Genomic DNA, 18,853 nt, shown 5'->3' with positions numbered 1-18,853 from the left:
GTTACGCCGACAATTCGACCGATCGGCCGGCCCCGTCGATCAGGTGCACGCGGTCGATGTCGACATGCGGCAAGAGCGATCGAATCTCGTCTTCCGAGATCAGGCTGAACGCCGTCGACAATGCGTCCGCGGCGGTCGCGCAACGGGACACGGTCGTCACGCTGCGATAGCGGTGGGCGCAGCCGCCTGATCGGGGATCGAACAAATGGTTGAAGCGCGCCCTGAGGTCGAACTGGAAGCCGTAGCCGCCCGAGGTGGACACGGCGCGGTCGACGATCGGCAGCACCGTTTTCGTGCGGTCCACAATGTCTGGATCGGCGATGCCGATCTCCCAGGGCCGTCCATCCGGACGCGTGCCGATCGCGCGGGGCTCGCCCATGTCGACCAGGCTGCGCGAGATGCCGTGTGCCCGCAGCAGCTCGACCACCTTGTCCGTGACGTAGCCTTGCGCGATTCCGTTCAGGGTGACGGTCATGCCTTTGGGCATCACGATCCGGTCGCGGCTGATCGTCAGCCGACTGCTGCCGATCCGCGCGAGCGCGGTCTGGACCTCGGCTGGCGCAGGACCGGCCGGATCCGCGTCATCTTGACCGAAGTGGCGGGCATAAAGCTCCCACAGCGGCTGCACCGTGACATCGAACAGACCGCCCGTCACCGTGGAATAGTGCTGCGAGGTCGACAGCAGATCGACCATTTCTGCGGCGGGATCGATCAGGACACCGGTCCGGTTCAGCTCGACCAGGGCGGAATCGTTCAGGTAGAGGCTGAACAGCCGCTCGAGCCGCCGCGCCTCGGCGCAGGCCAGCGAGATCAGCCGCTCTGCGCGGCTGCGGTCTTCGTCGTGGATCTCCATCGTGGCGACCGCGCCCAGCATCGTGCCACGCCAGGTCACCGGCGCGACCTCCGCACGAGCGGGATGTCCTGGGGACAGCGCGCCGAGGCCCGCTGCCGCCGCGCTGATCCGGATGAAGCGTCGGCGCGTCAGTGCTCGCGTCATGGCGTCCTCCTCGGTCGTTCGCCCGGCGGGGCTTCGGCCGCTTCGCCGGCCGCAGCGGCGCCGGTGACATTCGCCGACGTCAAGACATAGTCGCGGGGTACGTCGTCGAAGCCGACGATCCTGCCGCCGTTTTCTCCGATGAACTTCTCCGCCGCCGCGCGGTCCGAGAACGGAACGGCCTCGTCGCCGCCCATGCCGCTCTTGACCCGGCTCTCGATCACGAACAACGCCTTGCGCGCCTCGATCCAGTTGTCGGCGCCGGGCTTGGCCCAGTCAGGCGCCTTGCCCATGTCGGACACATAGATCGCCTGGATGTCCTTGGGCTCGTCCGGCAGCATGGTGAAGGCGATTGTGTCCCGCACCGACGAGAACCACACGGGCTCCATCAGGCTCGCGGCGAAGATATGGCCCTTCGGTCCCGGGTGCTCGAGCACGTTCATGCCGCAGTAATGGCCGATGTCTTCCGCGGTCATCCGATGCGGCGGCGGGATCTTCGCGGCCTGCTTCTCGTTGCAGCCCGCCAGCGCGAGCGGCAAGAACAAGGCGAAGAGGATCGTTCGGCGCCTCATAGCTCCCTCCGCGAGAAGGCGAGCGCGGCCAGCCCCAGCGGCAGCAGCGTCCAGCAGAGCAGGGCGGTCAGAAGGACCGGTATCGTCAGGGACGTGGTTTGGGCAAGGCCAGCCATGCCGGCGAAGGTGCTGACATTGGCGAATCCGGTCAGGTTGATGAGCCGGTAGGCGTCGGTCGGATTCGACAGCAGCAGGGCGTTGAGCACGCTCGCCGAGATGCTGCGTCCCTGATCGAGCGCAAGCACGCCCAGCAGCGCCATGTCGTAGATCAGCACGAGCAGCAGCCACAATCCGATGCAGATGCCGGCCGCCGTTCCACGGTCGCGCACGAGCGCGCTGACCAGATATCCAATGGCGACGAAAGCGGCGCCGAGCAGCACGGAGGAGCCCACCATCGCCGCGAACGCGAGAAAACTATCGCGATCAATCTGGCTGCCCGTCGCTGCCAGCACTCCAACCGCCGCGCCGTAGCCGAGGCAGGTCGCAAAGGCGAGGACGGCGAGGTGGCCCAAGAACTTGCCGAGCAGCACCTGCCATCGCGCGACCGGATAGCTCAGCAGCAACAGCATCGTCCCCCGTTCCATCTCGCCGACGATGGCGTCATGGGAGATCAGAAGCGCGATGAGCGGAACGAGAAAGATCGTCAGGCTCGACAGGCTGACGACGACCACGTCCAGGGTGCGGACGCCCACGTTCCCGGTCGGCGCGCTGCCGAGAAAAGTCAGTGACAGGGCAAGCCCGGCGAGCAGGAGCGTTGCGGCAAGCACCCAGCGATTGCGGATGGCCTGGTGGACTTCCTTGGCGGCGATGATCAGGACATTCATGGCGCCTGCTCCGATTGCCGGAGGAAATGAGCGTAGAGCTCGTCGAGGGTTGGCGGGACCACGTCGACGTCCTCGACGGAATTGCCGGCGGCCGTCGCACGATGAAGCAGCTCGATCTTCCGCTCCGGCGCGGCGTCGATCTCGACGATGTGGCCGTTCAAACGACGGCAAGCCACGTCCTTGGGCGCCCAGGGCGGCATCTCGCTCGGGGCGAGGCCAGCCACCTTGAGGCGGATCCTGGTGGGCAGGCGGGCGAGACGACGCAGCTCGTCGATCGATCCGTCCGCGACCTTGATGCCGCGGTTCATGATGATGACCCGGCCGGCGCGCTCCTCGAGCTCGGTCAGCGCATGCGACGACAGCAGCACGGTCGCGCCCGCAGCGGAGAGCCGGGCGATGATGTCGTAGAAGGTCTGCCGCAGCTCCGGATCGAGGCCGGTGGTCGGCTCGTCCAGCAGCAGCACGCGCGGCTTGCCAAGCAGCGCCTGCGCGAGCCCCAGCCGCTGACGCATGCCCTTGGAGTAGGTGCCGACCCGGCGGCGGCTGGCGGCTCCGAGGCCCACGGCGTCGAGCAGCTCCAGCGACTTTGCGACCGGCTCTCGTTTCAGCCTGGCGTAGAAGGCCTGGGTCTCGCGGCCGGTGAGGGCGGGGTCGAAGGAGACGTTTTCCGGCAGGTAGCCGAGCTGTCGTCGGCCCGCGAATTCGCCTGCGGCGGGATTGTCTCCGAGAACCTCGATGGCGCCGCTGGTCGGCCGGATCAACCCGAGCATGAGCTTCATGAGCGTGGTCTTGCCGGCGCCGTTGTGCCCGATCAAGGCGACCAGCTCGCCCTGGCCAAGCGTGAACGACGCACCGCGCACGGCCTCGACCCGGCCATATGCTTTGGTGACGTCGCTGACGCGTACCGTGCTGGTCATCGTGTTTCCTTCGCCGGGGTCCGCGGCGGCGACACCAGCGGATGGCTGTCGACCACGCCGCCCGGCAGCAGCGCGGGAAACTGTGCCTGCGCCCAGCGGATCACTTGGACGGCGGGGCTGTTGATCAGGACCTTCGCTGCCGGCGCCGTCCACAGCACGCGATCGATGAGGTCGTTCGGCCGGTACGCCGTGTCGGCGATACCGTCGCCGTTGAGATCGAACGCCGGATTATCGCTCCAGTAATTGCCGCGCCCGCCGGTCGACCAGTCGAGGTGCCGGGTGCCGACATATTTCACCTGGTTGGCGTTGCCGACGAAGGCGTTGCCCGTGATTTCGTTGCCTTCGGAGCCGGCCGTGAAGTGCACGCCGATGGCGCAGCGTTCGAACCAGTTGTTGCGGAATTTGTTGTGATTGGTGTTGTAGATGAACACGCATTTCTCCGGGCCGCTCTTGAGAGTAGTCTCCCGTGCCTGCTGCGGAAGCATGCCTCGCTCGTCGGCGGGACCGTCCTCCGCACTCTGTGTCATCGCGCCGAGCGGGCCGCCCGTGACCCGGTTGTCCTCGATCTGGGCATAGTTCGCGTAGTTGAAGAGCATCCCATGGTCGCGATCGTGATCGGAGGAGTTGCCGCGGATCACCAGACGGTTCGAATACATGATGGCGTAGCCGACGTGGTTGCCGATCGAGACGTTGCCGCTCACCTCGCTGTCGTTGGTGTACATGTAATGGACGGCGAAGCGGACCTGCTCGAAGCGGTTGTTGATGAAGCGGTCCTTTCGGCTCGAAATCGTGAAGATGCCGTCGCGGCCGTAGCGGAACGTGTTGTCGGCGATGGTGACGTCGGGCGCATTCCACAGCGAGACGCCGTTGCCTGCCTCGCTGAGACGCCCGCCACGCAGTCCCTCGATCTCGTTGCGGACGACGCGCGAACCCTGGGCGCCGTGCACATAGACGCCGAACAGGTTTCCCACCAGCCGGTTGTCCTCGATCTTGGCGCGTTCTGCCGTCTTTTGCAGGAATATCCCGGAATTCATCTCCTGCAGGTCGCGGCCGGATGCCCGGATGGTCACGCCGCGGATTGTGACATCGGGCGCGGTGACGGTGATGACGTTGCCGGAGCCGTCGCCGTCGAGCACCGCGCCTCGGCTCCCGACCAGCTGCAAGGGACGGTCGATCCGGATCGCACCGTGATATTCGCCGGGCGCCAGCTCGACGACGTCGCCGGGGCGGGCGCCGTCCAGCACCGCCTGGAGCGGTCGGTCCGGCGCAGCCGTCAACGTCTCCGCACTGGCGAAGCCGGACAATCCGGCGGCGACCAGCGCCGCCGGAAACATGCGTAAGAGAAGACCCACGAGGTCGCTCCAATCAGACCGACGTCAAACCGACTTGGGTTCGACGAACATCCGGCCCTTCATCTCCATGTGCATGGCGTGGCAGAACCACGAGCAGTAGTACCAGTAGACACCCGCCTTGTCGGCCGTGAAGGTCACGGACGCCGTTGCCATCGGGCCGATCTCCATCTGGATGCCGTAGTTCACGATGCAGAAGCCGTGCGTCAGGTCTTCGACGGCGTCGATGTTGGTGACGAAGACGGTCACTTCGTCACCCTGCTTGACCTGGAACTGATCGAGGCCATAGGCGGGCGCGGTGGACGTCATGTAGACGCGCACCTTGTTGCCGTCGCGAATGATCTTCGAATCCGCCTCCAGATTGATGCCGTCCGCCTTGGCCTGCTTGACCGCATCGGCGAACATCGGATCCGCGCGATCGTAGATCGAGATCGGGTTGATCTTCGAGCGGTGGACGATGGTCGCGTCATGCGGCTCGGCGAAGCTCGGGCCGTCGTGCACCAGCTTCATCTGATCGCCCGAAATGTCGATCAGCTGGTCGTTCTCCGGCTTGAGCGGCCCGACGTTCAGGAAGCGGTCCTTCGAGAACTTGTTCAGCGAGATCAGCCACTTTCCATCGGCCTCCTTGGTCTGGCCCATCGAGGAATGGTTGTGACCCGGCTGGTAGTGCACGTCGATCTTCTGGAGGATGGGATTGACCTTCTCACCCTTGAAGGCCCGCTTGGCGAGGTCGATGTTCCACTTGCAGACCTGGCTGTCGAGGAACAGCGTGGTGTAGGCGTTGCCCTTGCCGTCATAGGCAGTATGCAACGGTCCGAGTCCCAGCTCGGGCTCCGCGACGACGACGTCGCGCGGCTTGATCTTGTCGTCGAACAGATCGTCGAATTTGCGGACGTCCATCACGGTCACGGTCGGCGAGAGCTTTCCGGCCGCCACGATGTGGATTCCGTCCGGCGCCGTGTTCATGCCGTGCGGATTGTTCGAGACCGGAACGTAGCGGGTGTAGGCCGAGCCCTTGCGGCCGTCGATGACGGGCACGCCGTTCATCTCCTTGAAGTCGCCCTTCTTCACGGCCTCTTCGATCCGCTTGATGTTGAAGATGACGACCCAGTCCTGTTCGCTGGCGGTCATCTCGGCGAGCGTGACGCCTTCCTCGCCGTTGTAGCAGGTCGCGAAGCAGTACTTGCCCTGGTAGTCGGCGTCGACGTTGTCGAGGTTGCCGCTGACGATCACCTGCCAGGCCACCTTCATCGTTTCGCCGTCGATCGCGCTGAAGATCGAGTGATACTGCTTGGGATCGTCGAGGACCTTGCCGTCATTGGGCAGCGGCACGCCGTCCTCGCCGTTGGCGAACACATAGCCCGTGCGCGGATATTTCTGCAGACGCAGGCCGTGGACCGTGTGCTGGTTCGGCAGCTCGACGATCTTGTCGCATTTCATGATGTCGAGCCGCACCCGCGCGACGCGGCTGTTGGCCTTGTCGTTCATGTAGGCATAGCGACCGTCATAGGTGCCGTCTGTGAACGAAATGTGGGGATGGTGGAGGTCGCCGTTCATGAACGTGCCGCCGCGGTTCTTGAGGAATTCGCGGGTGGCGGGCTGCATGCCTTCGGTCAGAACCTTGAGGCTTTCATTGGTCTGGCCCCAGCCGGTGGCGCTGCAACGGTTGAACACCGGCACGCGCATCAGTTCGCGCATCGAGGGTAGGCCGATGATGCGCATCTCGCCGGACTGGCCGCTCGAGAAGAACACGTAGTATTCGTCGAGCTCTCCCGGCGCGACCTCGGTCTTCAGCACGGCCGACCTTGCCGCCGGCGCTTTCGGAGCTGCGTTCTTGGTCTGCGCGTCGGCAGACGAGACGAAGCCGCCGTCCTTCAGCGCCACTCCGCCCGCAAGGCCTACGCCCGCCGCAGCCGCCGTCGTTCCGAGCACTGCTCGCCGGCTGACGCCCTTTGCCTGTTCGTTTTCGCTCATGATTGCCTCCTCGGCTTTCGGTTCAGTTTGGTGGTGGAGTTGCGACGGGTGACGCCGCGACAGGCTTGCCGCCGGCGGTGATGACGGTCGCGGGACCCTTGCCGCCTGAGCGCATCGCGGGCGAGGACATCGCCGCGAATTTCTCGCGCTTGAGCCGCACCTGGATCATGTGCGGGCAGCGGTGATCGTCGTAATAGAGCTCCTGACAATGCATGCAGTAGATGCACTCATTGACGTTGATATGACCCTCGGGATGGATCGACTGCACCGGGCATTCCTTGGCGCAGCGTTGGCAGGGTGACCCGCATTCTTCCCAACGGCGGAGCCATTCGAAGGTTCGGATGCGGCCGGGGATCGCGAGCGCGGCGCCGAGCGGGCAGAGGTAGCGGCAGAAGAAGCGTTCGATGAAGAGGCCGATGACGAGAAGGGCGACTGCGTAGGCCACGAACGGCCAGCTTCGCGAAAACTTCAGGATGATCGCGGTCTTGAACGGTTCGACCTCGGCGAACCGCTCGGCCATGTCGACCGAATAGAGCGACAGCCCGAACAGACCGAGGAAGATGATGTACTTGATCGGCCATAGCCGTTCGTGCAGCCCCCACGGCACCGTTATCTGCGGCACCTTCAGCCATTTCGCGGCCGTGTTGGTGAGCTCCTGCAGCGCGCCGAAGGGACACAGCCAGCCGCAGAACGGGCCGCGCCCCCAGAACAGAAGCCCGCCGGCCGTTGCAGCCCACAGAATGAAGATCAGCGGAGCGGCGAGGAAGAACTCCCAGCGAAAACCCGTCACCAGCGCATTGGTAAAGGTGACGACGTTGACGACGGAGAGCTGCGCGTTTGCGTACCAGCCGAGCCAGACCAGAACGAGGGCGAGATACCCCCGCCGCACCCAGGTGTAGAACACCGGGCGGCGCACGAGCAGATTCTGGAAGAAGAAGATGCCGGTGAGGGCGGCCAGCATGACCGCGGTGAAACCAATCGAGACCGTGCTCGACCGCCAGATCCGCATCCAGAGCGGCTCGTCCGCCTCCGGGGGCGGGGCGGCGGCAGCGGTGGCCTGCGAGGCTGGAGGCGCCGCGCTCTCCGGTACCGTCACCGCACGCTGCTCGCGGCGTATGTAGCTGTCGGGCAGGGCGTAGCCGAGATCGAAAGTCAGGAACGCCTTGTCGCGGCCGCCGAGGCTGCGCTGCACCAGCAGCTGAAGCTGCCACGGCTGCGTCGGATCCAGCGTGAATTCAGGCGGGGTGACGAACAGGCCGATTTCCCTGAACTCGGGCGCGCCAGCAGCGTCCAGTGCGCCAAGACGGGTGTGGTTGCGGTCGCGGAAGCGGGTGCTGTTGCCGTCCTGCAGGATTTCGATGCGATCGAAGATGCCGCCGCGGACATAGGCCGACCCCTTGAAGGAGTAGGGGCCGTTGCCGGCGACGACGATGGCCTGCTGCCCCGGCTTCAGGCTGTCCTTCAGCCGCTGATAGCCGTCCTCGCCGAGCAGGCTGCGGCCGATCGTGGGCGCGGTCACGAGCGCCACGTAGAGCTCGATAAAGGTATCGCTCGCCTCACCCGGTTCGGGATACTGGCCCGCGGCGGCGCTGCCGGACTTCGCAAAGGCGTCGTTGATGTCGCCGATGCCGAGATGAAGCCGGCGCACCGAGCCATCGCCGACGAGGCTCTCCCAGTCGCGCACGTCACTGCGCGCGAGATCGAGCGTCTTGACGACAGGGGGCAGGGCTGCCGAAGCCGCCGCACCGTCGCCGCCGCCGACGCGCCCGCTCCGGATGAGCTTGGACGCCGCACGGACGATACTGTCGCCCATCACCAGCACGGTGACGGTCGCGCCGCTCACGATGTCGACCTGCGGCGGCTTCTCGGCACCACTTGCGACCGGCTTCATGTCCTTGCCGATCAGGGCATTCATGGCGGCGACGATGCGGGGCTCGGGAATGCCGACCAGCACGATCGGCTCCTTGTGATCGACGAGCTTGATGCCGGTGATCACGCCCTTCGGGTCGATCCCGGCCAGCAAGTGAATCGGTTTGCCCGAGTACCCGACGGAATTCGCGAAATCGGAGTTGAGGAAGACAAATCCCTGGAGCTGGTCGCCGCGGTACACTGGTACGATGGGCGGATCGCCTTGCGGCGGGCCAAAACGGTCCGCATTCGGGAAAAATTCGGCAGGCGTAATCTTCGGCAGGTATGTCGGTAAGTCGCCGGCGGCGCACGCGGGCGAAATATAAGTCAGACACATCAGCAGCAAGCCTGCGAGCGCTAGCGCTGCACGCCTTGCGAAGGCGGTTTCGTCATCCGGTCGCTTCAACATATCGATTCAAATGCGATTTGCGCGACGGACAGAGGCGCGCGTGCCTTGATATCTTCTTCGATGATTTGTCGCCGCTGACGTGCAACACTCATCGCGCGCGACTGACTCTGTCAACCCCGCTCTTGAGATTTGTGCGTGCGCGGAACCGGTTCAGAAATCTGCATGTGGAGTCCTCGGTATGCCATTCCTACGCACATCATTGCTCAGTGCTGAGCCCGCGGGTGTATTGGAGTCTCTCGACGAGCTCTTTGCGCTAGCGCATGCAATGGAGCAGGAAGCCGCCAACAGGTACGAATCACTCGCGCAAGACATGCGCGGGCAGGGCAAGGCTGATCTCGCCGAGGTATTCACGCGACTTGCCGCCGCCGAGCGCGAGCACGTGGACAGCGTCACACAGTGGTCGCAATCGCGCCGCGGCAAGAGCCCGGATCCCGCTTTGGTGCGTTGGGAAGCGCCGGAAGCGCTTGCCCCGGAAGCTGCCGCCGAAGTCAAGACATCGCGGCTGATGACACCGTACCGCGCGCTCGCCATGGCGGTCCGCAACGAGGAGCGGGCCTTCGCATTCTGGTCCTATCTCGCCGCCTATTCCAAGGATCCTGACATCAAGAGAGCATCCGAGGCGATGGCCAGGGAAGAGCTCGGCCATGTCGCGACCCTGCGGAAGGAGAGGCGCCGCGCCTATCATCACGAGCACGAACGGAGCAGCGCCGACGCATCGACACCTCGGCCGCCGCAAATCGATGCGCGGCGGCTCGAGCTTCGCCTGATTGCTCAACTCGGCGATATCGAACAGCGCCTGAGCGGGCCGGCCGCGGTCCGGACACGGGACATGCGCCAACAGACGATCGCGATGGCCGACGCCGCCGCGGGCCTCGGCAGCTTTCCGGCCTCCATGGAACGAAAGGATCCACTGGAGATCGCGGAAGCCCTGGTCGACGGCTACCTCGACGGCGCCGAGCGGTCGAGCGACGCAGCCCACCTCGAAAGCATGCAGCACCTGGCCGAGCGCGCGATCTCGAGACTGGCCTGGCTGCGATCGCTTGCGGCGGAGTGACGCGCTTACGGCAACAATGCTACCGCACTTCAGAGCCGCATGGCCGCCCGGCCGGGGCAGTGGCCGCAGGTCCTTCGGCCACGGAACAGACGCACAGGTACGGCGATAGGCGCTCAGCTCAGGCGATCTGACTGGCAGGCCGCGTGCGGCCATAGCCCAATCCGTAATTCGCATAAGGTATATTATGGAATATCTTTATGTACAATCAGATCAGTTATTTAGACGGAATTCCTGTCACCACACCTTCGCCCTGGCGCGATTTTCGATCCGGGCTTCGACGTTGCCCCGGTTCTCGACGGCTACTGTGCATGGGGTTGCTTTTTCAGATTTTGAATCCAGCCCATCTGACCGAAAGCCGATATTGCCGGGACCTTGTCCGGCTGCAATAAGCGAGGCCTCGCGAGATCGCAGATGACCTTCAGGCCTTCCGTCCGTATAGGTTTGCGTCTCAGAACAACAACAAACCTTCCGAGGAAGCAGACCCATGGTCTTTTCGACGCGCTTTTCCCGACGCACGCTTCTCAAGGCCTCCGCCGCGACCGCGGTCCTGGGCGGCATCGGTGCGCCCCATGTGGCCCGCGCAGAGAGCGCCGAGTTCACGTACAAGTACGCCAATAACCTGCCGGACACCCATCCGCTGAACGTCCGCGCCAAGGAGATGGCAGCGGCGATCAAGACCGAGACCAACGGCAAGTTCGACCTCCAGATCTTCCCGAACAACCAGCTCGGTTCCGACACCGACATGCTGAGCCAGATCCGCTCCGGCGGGGTCGAGTTCTTCACACTGTCGGGCCTGATCCTGTCGACCCTGGTGCCGGCGGCGTCCATCAACGGCATCGGCTTCGCGTTCCCGGACTACGACACGGTCTGGAAGGCCATGGACGGCGACCTCGGCGCCCATGTCCGCGGCGAGATCAAGAAGGCCGGCCTCGAGGTCATGGACAAGATCTGGGACAACGGCTTCCGCCAGACCACCTCGTCGAGCAAGCCCGTCACCGGTCCCGACGATCTCAAGGGCTTCAAGATCCGCGTGCCGGTATCGCCGCTGTGGACCTCGATGTTCAAGGCGTTCGACGCGGCGCCCGCCTCGATCAATTTCAGCGAGGTCTATTCGGCGCTCCAGACCAAGATTGTCGAAGGCCAGGAGAACCCGCTGGCGATCATCTCGACCGCCAAGCTCTACGAGGTACAGAAATACTGTTCGCTGACCAACCACATGTGGGACGGCTTCTGGTTCCTGGCCAACCGCAGAGCCTGGGAAAAGCTGCCGCAGGACGTGCGCACCGTCGTCGCCAAGAACATCAATGCCGCCGCGGTCAAGGAGCGTGAGGACACCGCCAAGCTCAATGCCAATCTGCAGCAGGAGCTCGCGGCCAAGGGCCTGATCTTCAATCAGCCCACGGTGGCGCCGTTCCGCGACAAGCTGCGGACTGCCGGCTTCTATGCCGAGTGGAAGGGCAAGTATGGCGACCAGGCCTGGGATCTCCTGGAAAAGGCCGTCGGCAAGCTGTCGTAACGCGCGTTGGAGCCATCATGGCTCATGTCGGGGTCGATGTGACCGGAGTGGTGGGCGAGGCGGCGTTTCAGTCCCCTCGCCGATCTTCCGTGCTGGCTTCGGTCGAGCGCCTGCTCGGTCTCGTCGTCGAAATCCCGGCGGCGATCCTGGTCGTCGCCGAGATCGTGATCCTGTTCGCCGGCGTGGTCGCGCGCTACGGCCTGCACCGGCCGCTGATCTGGTCGGACGAGCTCGCCTCGATCCTGTTCTTGTGGCTCGCCATGCTGGGAGCGGCGGTTGCGTTCCGCCGCTCCGAGCACATGCGCATGACCGCGGTCGTCGCCAGCGCGAAACCTGCCATGCGGGCCTATCTCGATCTGGTCGCCACCTGCGCGGCGCTGGCGTTCCTGGTCCTGATCGTCTGGCCGTCCTGCGACTACGCCTATGAAGAGAGCTACATCACCACGCCGGCGCTCCAGATCTCCAATATGTGGCGCGCCGCCGCGCTGCCGGCCGGCATCAGCCTGATGGCGGCGTTTGCCTTGCTGCGGCTGCTGCGCGCGGCCGATTACCGGATCGTCGCAGCCGCCGTGCTCTCGGTCGCCGTCCTGGTCGGCCTGTTCTGGCTGGCGGAGCCATTGCTGCGGCCGCTCGGCAATCTCAACCTCGTCATCTTCTTCGTCGGCGTCGCCGGCTTCTGCGTCTTCGCCGGCGTTCCCATTGCCTTCGGGTTTGGCCTTGCGATCTACGGCTATCTCGCGCTGACGACGCGGACGCCGGTCATGGTGCTGGTCGGGCGGATGGACGAGGGCATGAGCCACCTCATCCTGCTCTCGGTGCCGCTGTTCGTATTCCTGGGGCTCCTGATCGAGATGACCGGCATGGCGCGGGCCATGGTGGCGTTCCTGGCGAGCCTGCTCGGCCATGTCCGCGGCGGCCTGCATTACGTGCTGGTCGGCGCGATGTACCTGGTCTCGGGCATATCGGGCGCCAAGGCCGCGGACATGGCGGCCGTCGCGCCCGTGCTGTTTCCGGAGATGAAGCAGCGCGGCGCCAAGCCCGGCGACCTCGTCGCGCTTCTGGCAGCGACCGGAGCGCAGACCGAAACCATTCCGCCGAGCCTCGTGCTGATCACGATCGGCTCGGTGACGGGCGTCTCGATCGCCGCCCTGTTCACCGGCGGCCTCCTGCCCGGCGTCGTGCTCGCGATCACGCTCTGCATGCTGGTGTGGTGGCGCTACCGCCACGAGGACATGAGCCATGTCCGACGCGCCACGGGCGGCGAGATCGGCAAGACCTTCGTCATCGCCCTGCCCGCGCTCGCGCTGCCCTTCGTGATCCGCTACGCCGTGGTCGAGGGCATCGCGACCGCGACCGAGGTCTCCACCATCGGCATCGTCTATGGCGCCCTGGTCGGCCTCCTCGTCTACCGCCGGTTCGACTGGTCGCGGCTGTTTCCGATGCTGGTCGAGACCGCGGCGCTGTCGGGCGCCATCCTGCTGATCATCGGCACGGCGACCGGCATGGCCTGGGGCTTGACCCAATCGGGCTTCTCGCGCTCGCTGGCGGCGGCCATGACCGGATTGCCCGGGGGAGCGGCGACCTTCATCGCCGTATCGATCCTGGCCTTCACCATCCTCGGCAGCGTGCTGGAGGGCATCCCGGCGATCGTGCTGTTCGGCCCGCTGCTGTTTCCGATCGCCCGGGCCGTCGGCGTGCACGAGGTGCACTACGCGATGGTGATCATTCTCGCCATGGGTATCGGACTATTCGCCCCGCCCTTCGGCGTCGGCTATTATGCGGCCTGCGCCATCGGGCGCGTCGATCCGGCCGAGGGTATCCGGCCGATCTGGGGCTATCTGCTGGCGCTGCTGGTGGGATTGATCATCGTCGCGATCTTCCCCTGGATCTCGATCGGATTCCTTTGAGGCGCGGCTTAAGGAGGGTGTCGATGAGTGAGCGGCAGAACCAGTACAATATCGGCCTCGACAGGACCCCCGCCAACTACGTGCCGCTGAGCCCGCTCAGCTTCCTCGCGCGCAGCGCCGCCGTCTATCCCGATCATGTCAGCACGGTCTATGAGGGACGCAGCTTCACCTGGGCGCAGACCCATGAGCGCTGCAAGCGTTTTGCGTCCTGGCTCGCGCGCAAGGGCATCGGCGTCGGCGATACCGTGGCAGCGATGCTGCCGAACATCCCGGCGATGAATGAAGCGCATTTCGCCGTGCCCATGACCGGCGCCGTGCTCAACGCGCTGAACATCCGCCTCGATGCGCCCTCGATCGCGTTTCAGCTCGATCATGGCGGCGCGAAAATCATCCTGGTCGATCCCGAGTTTTCGGGCGTCATTCGCGACGCGCTCGCGCAGATGACCGGCCCGAAACCATTCGTCCTCGACGTCGACGACGACGCCTTCAAGGGCGGACAGCGCATCGGCGAGATCGAATATGAGGCGGCGGTTGCGGAAGGCGATCCCGCTTTCACGGCGATCCTGCCGCAGGACGAGTGGGACGCCATTGCGCTGAGCTACACGTCGGGCACGACCGGAAATCCCAAAGGCGTCGTCACCCATCATCGCGGCGCGTATCTGAACGCCGTCAGCAACATCCTTGCCGGCAATCTCGGCCAGCATCCGGTCTATCTCTGGACGCTGCCGATGCTCCATTGCAATGGCTGGTGCTTCCCCTGGACCATCGCGGCGGCCGCCGGCATCAATGTCTGCCTGCGCAAGGTCGAGCCGACGAAAATCTTCGAGCTGATCAAGAGCCGCGGCGTCACCCACATGTGCGGCGCGCCGATCGTCTACAACACGCTGATCAACGCCCCCGATGCGCCCAAAGGCAACGCCGCGCGCCGCGTCGTCGGCCTGATCGCGGGCGCAGCGCCGCCGGTCGCGGTGCTCGAAGGCGCCGAAAACATCGGCATCAAGCTGACCCACGTCTACGGCCTGACCGAGGTCTACGGCCCCGCCTCCGTCTGCGCCGAGCAGCCCGGCTGGGACGAGCTTCCGCCTGCCGAACGCGCGCGCATGAAGCGCCGGCAGGGCGTGCCCTACCCGCTCGAGGAAGGCGTCACTGTCATCGATCCCCAGACCATGAGGCAAGTGCCGCGCGACGGCGAGACCATCGGCGAGGTCATGTTCCGCGGCAACATCGTGATGAAGGGCTATCTCAAGAACGAGAAGGCGACCAGGGAAGCCTTCGAGGGCGGCTGGTTTCACACCGGCGATCTCGGCGTCCTCGACGAGCACGGCTACGTCATCATCAAGGACCGCTCCAAGGACATCATCATTTCCGGCGGTGAGAACATCTCCTCCGTCGAGGTCGAGGACATCCTCTACAAGCATCCGGCCGTGCTGTTCGCCGCCGTGGTGGCAAAGCCCGATCCGAAATGGGGCGAAGTGCCCTGCGCCTTCGTCGAGTTGAAGGACGGCGCCAGCGCGAGCGAAGCCGACATCATCGCGTTCTGCCGCAGCCACATGTCGGGCTTCAAGACGCCGAAGTCCGTCGTGTTCGGGCCCATCCCGAAAACGTCCACGGGCAAGATCCAGAAATTCCTGCTGCGCAACGAAGCGGGATCGGCGAAGGCGATTACGGACTGAGCTGAATTCCCATTTCAAAATGCGGATCGACGCCGGCGGCGCCGAGAAGTCTCGGCAGCGTTGAGGCTCCCGCTCCATTGCCGGCGAGGCCGTATCGCGCCAGGCCGGTGCGCTCAGTGCGTCTCCAGCCGCAGCCCGTCAAAAGCAGGCACCACGCCCGCGGGCAGCGATTGCCGGATGACTTCGTAATCAACGTCGGCTGTCATGTTGGTGATGACCGCGCGCTTCGGCTTGAACCGTTCGATCCAGGACAGCGCGTCGTTGATGCTGAAATGGCTGACATGGTTGGTGTAGCGCAGGCCGTCGACGATCCAGAGGTCCAGATTTTCCAGCGCACCCCAGCTCTCGCGCGGGATGTCGTTGAGGTCGGGCGTGTAGGCCGCATCCCCGATGCGGTAGCCGAGCGCGGGAATGTTGCCGTGCTGCACCAGGAAGGCCGTCATCGTCACGGCGCCGCCCTTCCCCAGAACGGTCTGGCTTTCGCCCGCTTCGATCGAATGCCGGGTCAGGATCGGCGGATAGTCGCTGCCCTCCGGCGAGATGAAGCAATAGGAGAACCGCGACAGGATGTCCTTGGCCGTCGATTGGTTGAAATAGGTCGGGATCCGCCGGCGCATGTGCATCACGACCGAACGCAAATCGTCCATGCCGTGAGTCTGGTCGGCATGCTCATGCGTCAGGAACACCGCGTCGATGTGATCGACATTGGTCGAGAGCAATTGCTCGCGCAAATCCGGCGAGGTGTCGATCAGGATGCGCGTGGTGCCGTGCTCGGAGGTCCGTTCCACCAGCAGCGAGCAGCGGCGGCGGCGGTTCTTGGGATTGTTGGGATCGCAGGCGCCCCAGCCCAGTGCCGGGCGCGGCACGCCGGCGGAGGAGCCGCAGCCCAGGATCGTCAGCGTCAGCGTCATGCGGCTCCCAGTCTCAAGCTTTCACCTTCGAGAACAGACGGAAGAAGTTCTCGCTGGTCTGGCGCGAGATCTCGTCAAACGACACACCGCGCGTCTCGGCCAGCACCTTTGCGACCTCGGCCACATAAGCCGGCTCGTTGCGTTTGCCCCGAAACTTGCCGGGCGCAAGGTAGGGCGAGTCTGTTTCAACCAGAATACGGTCAGCCGGCAGTTCGGCCGCAAGCGCACGCAGGGCCTCCGACTTCTTGAAGGTCAGGATGCCCGTGAATCCGACATAAAGCCCCAGCGACACCGCCTTCAGCGCCAGCTCGCGCCCGCCGGTGTAACAATGCAGCACGGCGCGAAACGCCCCCTTGGCCGCCTCCTCTTCCAGGATGCGCGCGCAGTCCTCGTCGGCCTCGCGGGTGTGGATCACCAGCGGCAGGCCGGTCGTGCGAGCGGCGGCGATGTGGGCGCGAAAGCCCCTCGCCTGCGCCTCAGGCGAGCCGTTGTCGTAGAAATAGTCGAGCCCGGCCTCGCCGAGCGCGACCACTTTGGGATGCTCCGTCAACGCAACCAGCTCGTCCGGCGCGATACCGTCCTCCTCATCCGCGTTATGTGGATGAGTGCCGACCGAGCAATAGACGTCGTCGAAGCGCTCGGCGATGGCGAGAAGCTGATCGAGCTTTCGCACCCGCGTCGAGATCGTGACCATACGGCCGATGCCGGCCGCGCGTGCTCGCGACACGATCCCGTCGAGATCTTCCGCGAAGTCCGGAAAATCCAGATGGCAGTGGCTGTCGACCAGCATCGCGCAAACGTCCTAGGCTGCCGGCTCGATATAGCGCGGGAATGCCGGCGTCGGCGCTGGTAAGGTCGAGCCGGGCGCAATGCGCCTGGCACCGCCGAGCATGGCGAAGTTGCGCTCGCCGTCCGGGATGCCGAGGCTGTCGAGCAGCAATCCCGAAGCGGTCGGCATCGCGGGCTGGGCCAGGATCGCGATCTGGCGCACGACTTCGGCGGTGACGTAGAGCACCGTCTTCTGCCTGGCCGGGTCGGTCTTGGCGAGCGCCCACGGCGCCTCGCCCGCGAAATAGCGGTTGGCCTCCGCCACCACGGCCCAGACGGCGTTGAGCCAGTGATGGATCTGCTGCGTTGCCATGGCCGTGCGTGACGCGGCGACCATGCCGTCGGCCATTGCCAGAATTGCCTTGTCGTTGTCGCTGAATTCGCCGGGCTCGGGCAGCACGCCGCCGAGCTGCTTGGCGATCATCGACAGCGAACGCTGCGCGAGGTTACCGAGATCGTTGGCGAGGTCGGCATTGATGCGGGCCACGATGGCCTCGTGATTGTAGTTGCCGTCCTGTCCGAATGGTACCTCGCGCAGGAAGAAATAGCGCACCTGGTCGACGCCGTACTGGTCGGCAAGGTTGAAGGGATCGACGACGTTGCCGACCGACTTCGACATCTTCTCGCCCCTGCTGAACAGGAAGCCGTGGGCATAGACCCGCTTCGGCAGCGGGATGCCGGCCGACAGCAGGAACGCCGGCCAATACACCGCGTGGAAACGGATGATGTCCTTGCCGATGATATGCACATCGGCCGGCCAATAGCGCCAGTTTCCGTCGTTCTCATCGGGGAAGCCGACGCCGGTGATGTAGTTGGTCAGCGCGTCGACCCAGACATACATCACGTGCTCTTCGTCGCCAGGCACCTTGACGCCCCAATCGAACGTGGTGCGCGAAATCGAGAGATCACGCAGGCCGCCTTTGACGAAGCTCACCACCTCGTTCTTGCGGGAATCCGGCCCGATGAAATCGGGATGTTCCGCATAGACCTTCAAGAGCCTGTCCTGGTATGCCGACAGGCGGAAGAAATAGCTCTTCTCCTCGACCCATTCGACCGGCGTGCCCTGCGGGCCGAGCCGGACGCCGTCATCGTTCAAGCGCGTCTCATCCTCGGCGTAATACGCCTCGTCCCGCACGGAATACCAGCCTGCATAGATGTCGGCATAGATATCGCCGTTCGCTTCCATGCGCCGCCAGATCTCCTGGCTGGAGCGATGATGCTGCTCTTCGGTGGTGCGGATGAAGCGATCGAACGACACGTTCAGACGCTCGTCCATCTCCTTGAAGCGACCGGCATTGCGGGTCGCGAGCGCAGAGACAGCCATGTTCTCGCCGGCCGCCGTCTGAACCATTTTCTGGCCGTGCTCGTCGGTACCGGTCAGGAAGAACACGTCCTTGCCGTCGAGCCGCGCAAAACGCGCCAGCACGTCGGTCGCGATCGCCTCATAGGCGTGGCCAATATGCGGACTGCCGTTGGGATAGGCGATGGCGGTCGTGATGTAGAAGACGTTGTCGCGTGCGGGGGCGGCAACGGGCGCGGCAGCCTTTGGTGCGGCTGCGGGCGCTGCGGCTTGCGGAGCTGCAGCGGGCTTCGGCGGCGTGGCGGCGGGGGCCGGCGCTGCGATCACAGGCGCGACCACCCTCGCCTTCTTGGCCACCGTCTTCGCAGGTAACTTGGCGGGGGTCTTGGCTGATTTGTTGGCTGGCTTCTTGGCGGCTTGCTTCACAGCCTTCTTGGCGACGACCGGCTTCTTCGCAGCCTTCTTGACCGCCTTCTTTGCCGTCTTCACGGCGCTCTTCTTCGCGCCCTTCTTGGCCGTGGCTTTCTTGGTCTTCTTGACTTTCTTGGCCGCCTTGGCGTTGGCCTTGGACGCACGCGCCTTCACGGCCTTCTTTGCGGCTTTCTTCGCAGCCTTGTTGCGGCCCTTGCCTTTAGCGGTTTTCTTAGCTGGCGTTGCCACGACGAATTCCTTTACCGGCTTCTCGAAATCTGGAAACGAACCTGAGTTCGATTATTG

General features: G+C 64.8%; 14 protein-coding genes. 4 read left to right on the top strand and 10 right to left on the bottom strand.

The features are described 5' to 3' along the window. Position 1: 1 nt before the first annotated feature. Genes AABA86_RS28840 through AABA86_RS28810 form a run of 7 tightly spaced genes read right to left on the bottom strand, consistent with a single transcriptional unit; the run spans position 2 to position 8,875 of the window. Positions 2-997, bottom strand: coding sequence for an FAD:protein FMN transferase (locus AABA86_RS28840; RefSeq protein WP_338309221.1), 996 nt, complete (start codon positions 995-997; stop codon positions 2-4). Then, complete coding sequence (locus AABA86_RS28835; protein ID WP_212249406.1) at positions 994-1,566, bottom strand: nitrous oxide reductase accessory protein NosL; 573 nt, start codon at positions 1,564-1,566, stop codon at positions 994-996. The genes AABA86_RS28840 and AABA86_RS28835 overlap by 4 nt, the downstream gene beginning before the upstream one ends. Further along, positions 1,563-2,390, bottom strand: a complete 828-nt coding sequence (locus AABA86_RS28830) for an ABC transporter permease (protein WP_338309220.1) — start codon at positions 2,388-2,390, stop codon at positions 1,563-1,565. Before AABA86_RS28830 ends, AABA86_RS28835 begins: the two co-directional genes overlap by 4 nt. Further along, on the bottom strand, positions 2,387-3,307 hold the full coding sequence (locus AABA86_RS28825) for an ABC transporter ATP-binding protein (protein ID WP_212249408.1): 921 nt from the start codon (positions 3,305-3,307) through the stop codon (positions 2,387-2,389). The genes AABA86_RS28830 and AABA86_RS28825 overlap by 4 nt, the downstream gene beginning before the upstream one ends. Then, on the bottom strand, positions 3,304-4,659 hold the full coding sequence (locus tag AABA86_RS28820) for a nitrous oxide reductase family maturation protein NosD (RefSeq protein WP_338309219.1): 1,356 nt from the start codon (positions 4,657-4,659) through the stop codon (positions 3,304-3,306). The genes AABA86_RS28825 and AABA86_RS28820 overlap by 4 nt, the downstream gene beginning before the upstream one ends. A gap of 24 nt (positions 4,660-4,683) precedes the next feature. Beyond that, positions 4,684-6,630: a TAT-dependent nitrous-oxide reductase gene (gene nosZ / locus AABA86_RS28815; RefSeq protein ID WP_338309218.1), complete on the bottom strand. Its 1,947-nt coding sequence runs from the start codon at positions 6,628-6,630 to the stop codon at positions 4,684-4,686. Positions 6,631-6,652: 22 nt separating this feature from the next. Further along, entirely contained in the window at positions 6,653-8,875 is a 2,223-nt protein-coding gene (locus tag AABA86_RS28810) for a 4Fe-4S binding protein (protein WP_338309217.1), read from the bottom strand. A gap of 250 nt (positions 8,876-9,125) precedes the next feature. Between AABA86_RS28810 and AABA86_RS28805 the strand changes: the two genes are divergently transcribed. From AABA86_RS28805 to AABA86_RS28790, 4 genes are all read left to right on the top strand, one after another. Then, entirely contained in the window at positions 9,126-10,001 is an 876-nt protein-coding gene (locus AABA86_RS28805; RefSeq protein WP_212249697.1) for a ferritin-like domain-containing protein, read from the top strand. Positions 10,002-10,485: 484 nt separating this feature from the next. After that, entirely contained in the window at positions 10,486-11,517 is a 1,032-nt protein-coding gene (locus AABA86_RS28800; RefSeq protein WP_338309216.1) for a TRAP transporter substrate-binding protein, read from the top strand. A 17-nt stretch (positions 11,518-11,534) separates the two neighbouring features. Continuing rightward, positions 11,535-13,424 (top strand): TRAP transporter large permease, encoded by a 1,890-nt coding sequence (locus AABA86_RS28795; protein WP_338309215.1) that lies wholly within the window; start codon positions 11,535-11,537, stop codon positions 13,422-13,424. A gap of 23 nt (positions 13,425-13,447) precedes the next feature. Continuing rightward, positions 13,448-15,097, top strand: coding sequence for an acyl-CoA synthetase (locus tag AABA86_RS28790; RefSeq protein ID WP_338309214.1), 1,650 nt, complete (start codon positions 13,448-13,450; stop codon positions 15,095-15,097). Positions 15,098-15,210: 113 nt separating this feature from the next. On the opposite strand, the gene AABA86_RS28785 is transcribed toward AABA86_RS28790, so the two are convergent. Genes AABA86_RS28785 through metG form a run of 3 tightly spaced genes read right to left on the bottom strand, consistent with a single transcriptional unit; the run spans position 15,211 to position 18,796 of the window. Further along, positions 15,211-16,008 carry an MBL fold metallo-hydrolase gene (locus AABA86_RS28785; protein WP_028144641.1) on the bottom strand — a complete coding sequence of 266 codons (798 nt, stop codon included), beginning with the start codon at positions 16,006-16,008 and terminating at the stop codon, positions 15,211-15,213. Positions 16,009-16,021: 13 nt separating this feature from the next. Further along, positions 16,022-16,798 (bottom strand): TatD family hydrolase, encoded by a 777-nt coding sequence (locus tag AABA86_RS28780; RefSeq protein WP_338309213.1) that lies wholly within the window; start codon positions 16,796-16,798, stop codon positions 16,022-16,024. Between the two features lie 12 nt (positions 16,799-16,810). Next, on the bottom strand, positions 16,811-18,796 hold the full coding sequence (gene metG / locus AABA86_RS28775; RefSeq protein ID WP_338309212.1) for a methionine--tRNA ligase: 1,986 nt from the start codon (positions 18,794-18,796) through the stop codon (positions 16,811-16,813). Between the last annotated feature and the right edge of the window lie 57 nt (positions 18,797-18,853).

It is taken from the genome of Bradyrhizobium sp. TM233 (genome assembly GCF_036247965.1).
GTDB lineage: Bacteria > Pseudomonadota > Alphaproteobacteria > Rhizobiales > Xanthobacteraceae > Bradyrhizobium > Bradyrhizobium ottawaense.
The sequence above is the reverse complement of the archived record's forward strand: the minus strand, read 5'-3'. Positions and strand labels throughout refer to the sequence as shown.

Excerpts from the sequence above, each read along its gene's own strand:
- AABA86_RS28835 (WP_212249406.1), bottom strand. The coding sequence starts at position 1,566 with ATGAGGCGCCGAACGATCCTCTTCGCCTTGTTCTTGCCGCTCGCGCTG.
- AABA86_RS28790 (WP_338309214.1), top strand. The coding sequence starts at position 13,448 with ATGAGTGAGCGGCAGAACCAGTACAATATCGGCCTCGACAGGACCCCC.
- AABA86_RS28795 (WP_338309215.1), top strand. The coding sequence starts at position 11,535 with ATGGCTCATGTCGGGGTCGATGTGACCGGAGTGGTGGGCGAGGCGGCG.
- AABA86_RS28825 (WP_212249408.1), bottom strand. The coding sequence starts at position 3,307 with ATGACCAGCACGGTACGCGTCAGCGACGTCACCAAAGCATATGGCCGG.
- AABA86_RS28800 (WP_338309216.1), top strand. The coding sequence starts at position 10,486 with ATGGTCTTTTCGACGCGCTTTTCCCGACGCACGCTTCTCAAGGCCTCC.
- nosZ (WP_338309218.1), bottom strand. The coding sequence starts at position 6,630 with ATGAGCGAAAACGAACAGGCAAAGGGCGTCAGCCGGCGAGCAGTGCTC.
- AABA86_RS28785 (WP_028144641.1), bottom strand. The coding sequence starts at position 16,008 with ATGACGCTGACGCTGACGATCCTGGGCTGCGGCTCCTCCGCCGGCGTG.
- AABA86_RS28810 (WP_338309217.1), bottom strand. The coding sequence starts at position 8,875 with ATGTGTCTGACTTATATTTCGCCCGCGTGCGCCGCCGGCGACTTACCG.
- AABA86_RS28805 (WP_212249697.1), top strand. The coding sequence starts at position 9,126 with ATGCCATTCCTACGCACATCATTGCTCAGTGCTGAGCCCGCGGGTGTA.
- AABA86_RS28830 (WP_338309220.1), bottom strand. The coding sequence starts at position 2,390 with ATGAATGTCCTGATCATCGCCGCCAAGGAAGTCCACCAGGCCATCCGC.
- AABA86_RS28780 (WP_338309213.1), bottom strand. The coding sequence starts at position 16,798 with ATGCTGGTCGACAGCCACTGCCATCTGGATTTTCCGGACTTCGCGGAA.
- AABA86_RS28840 (WP_338309221.1), bottom strand. The coding sequence starts at position 997 with ATGACGCGAGCACTGACGCGCCGACGCTTCATCCGGATCAGCGCGGCG.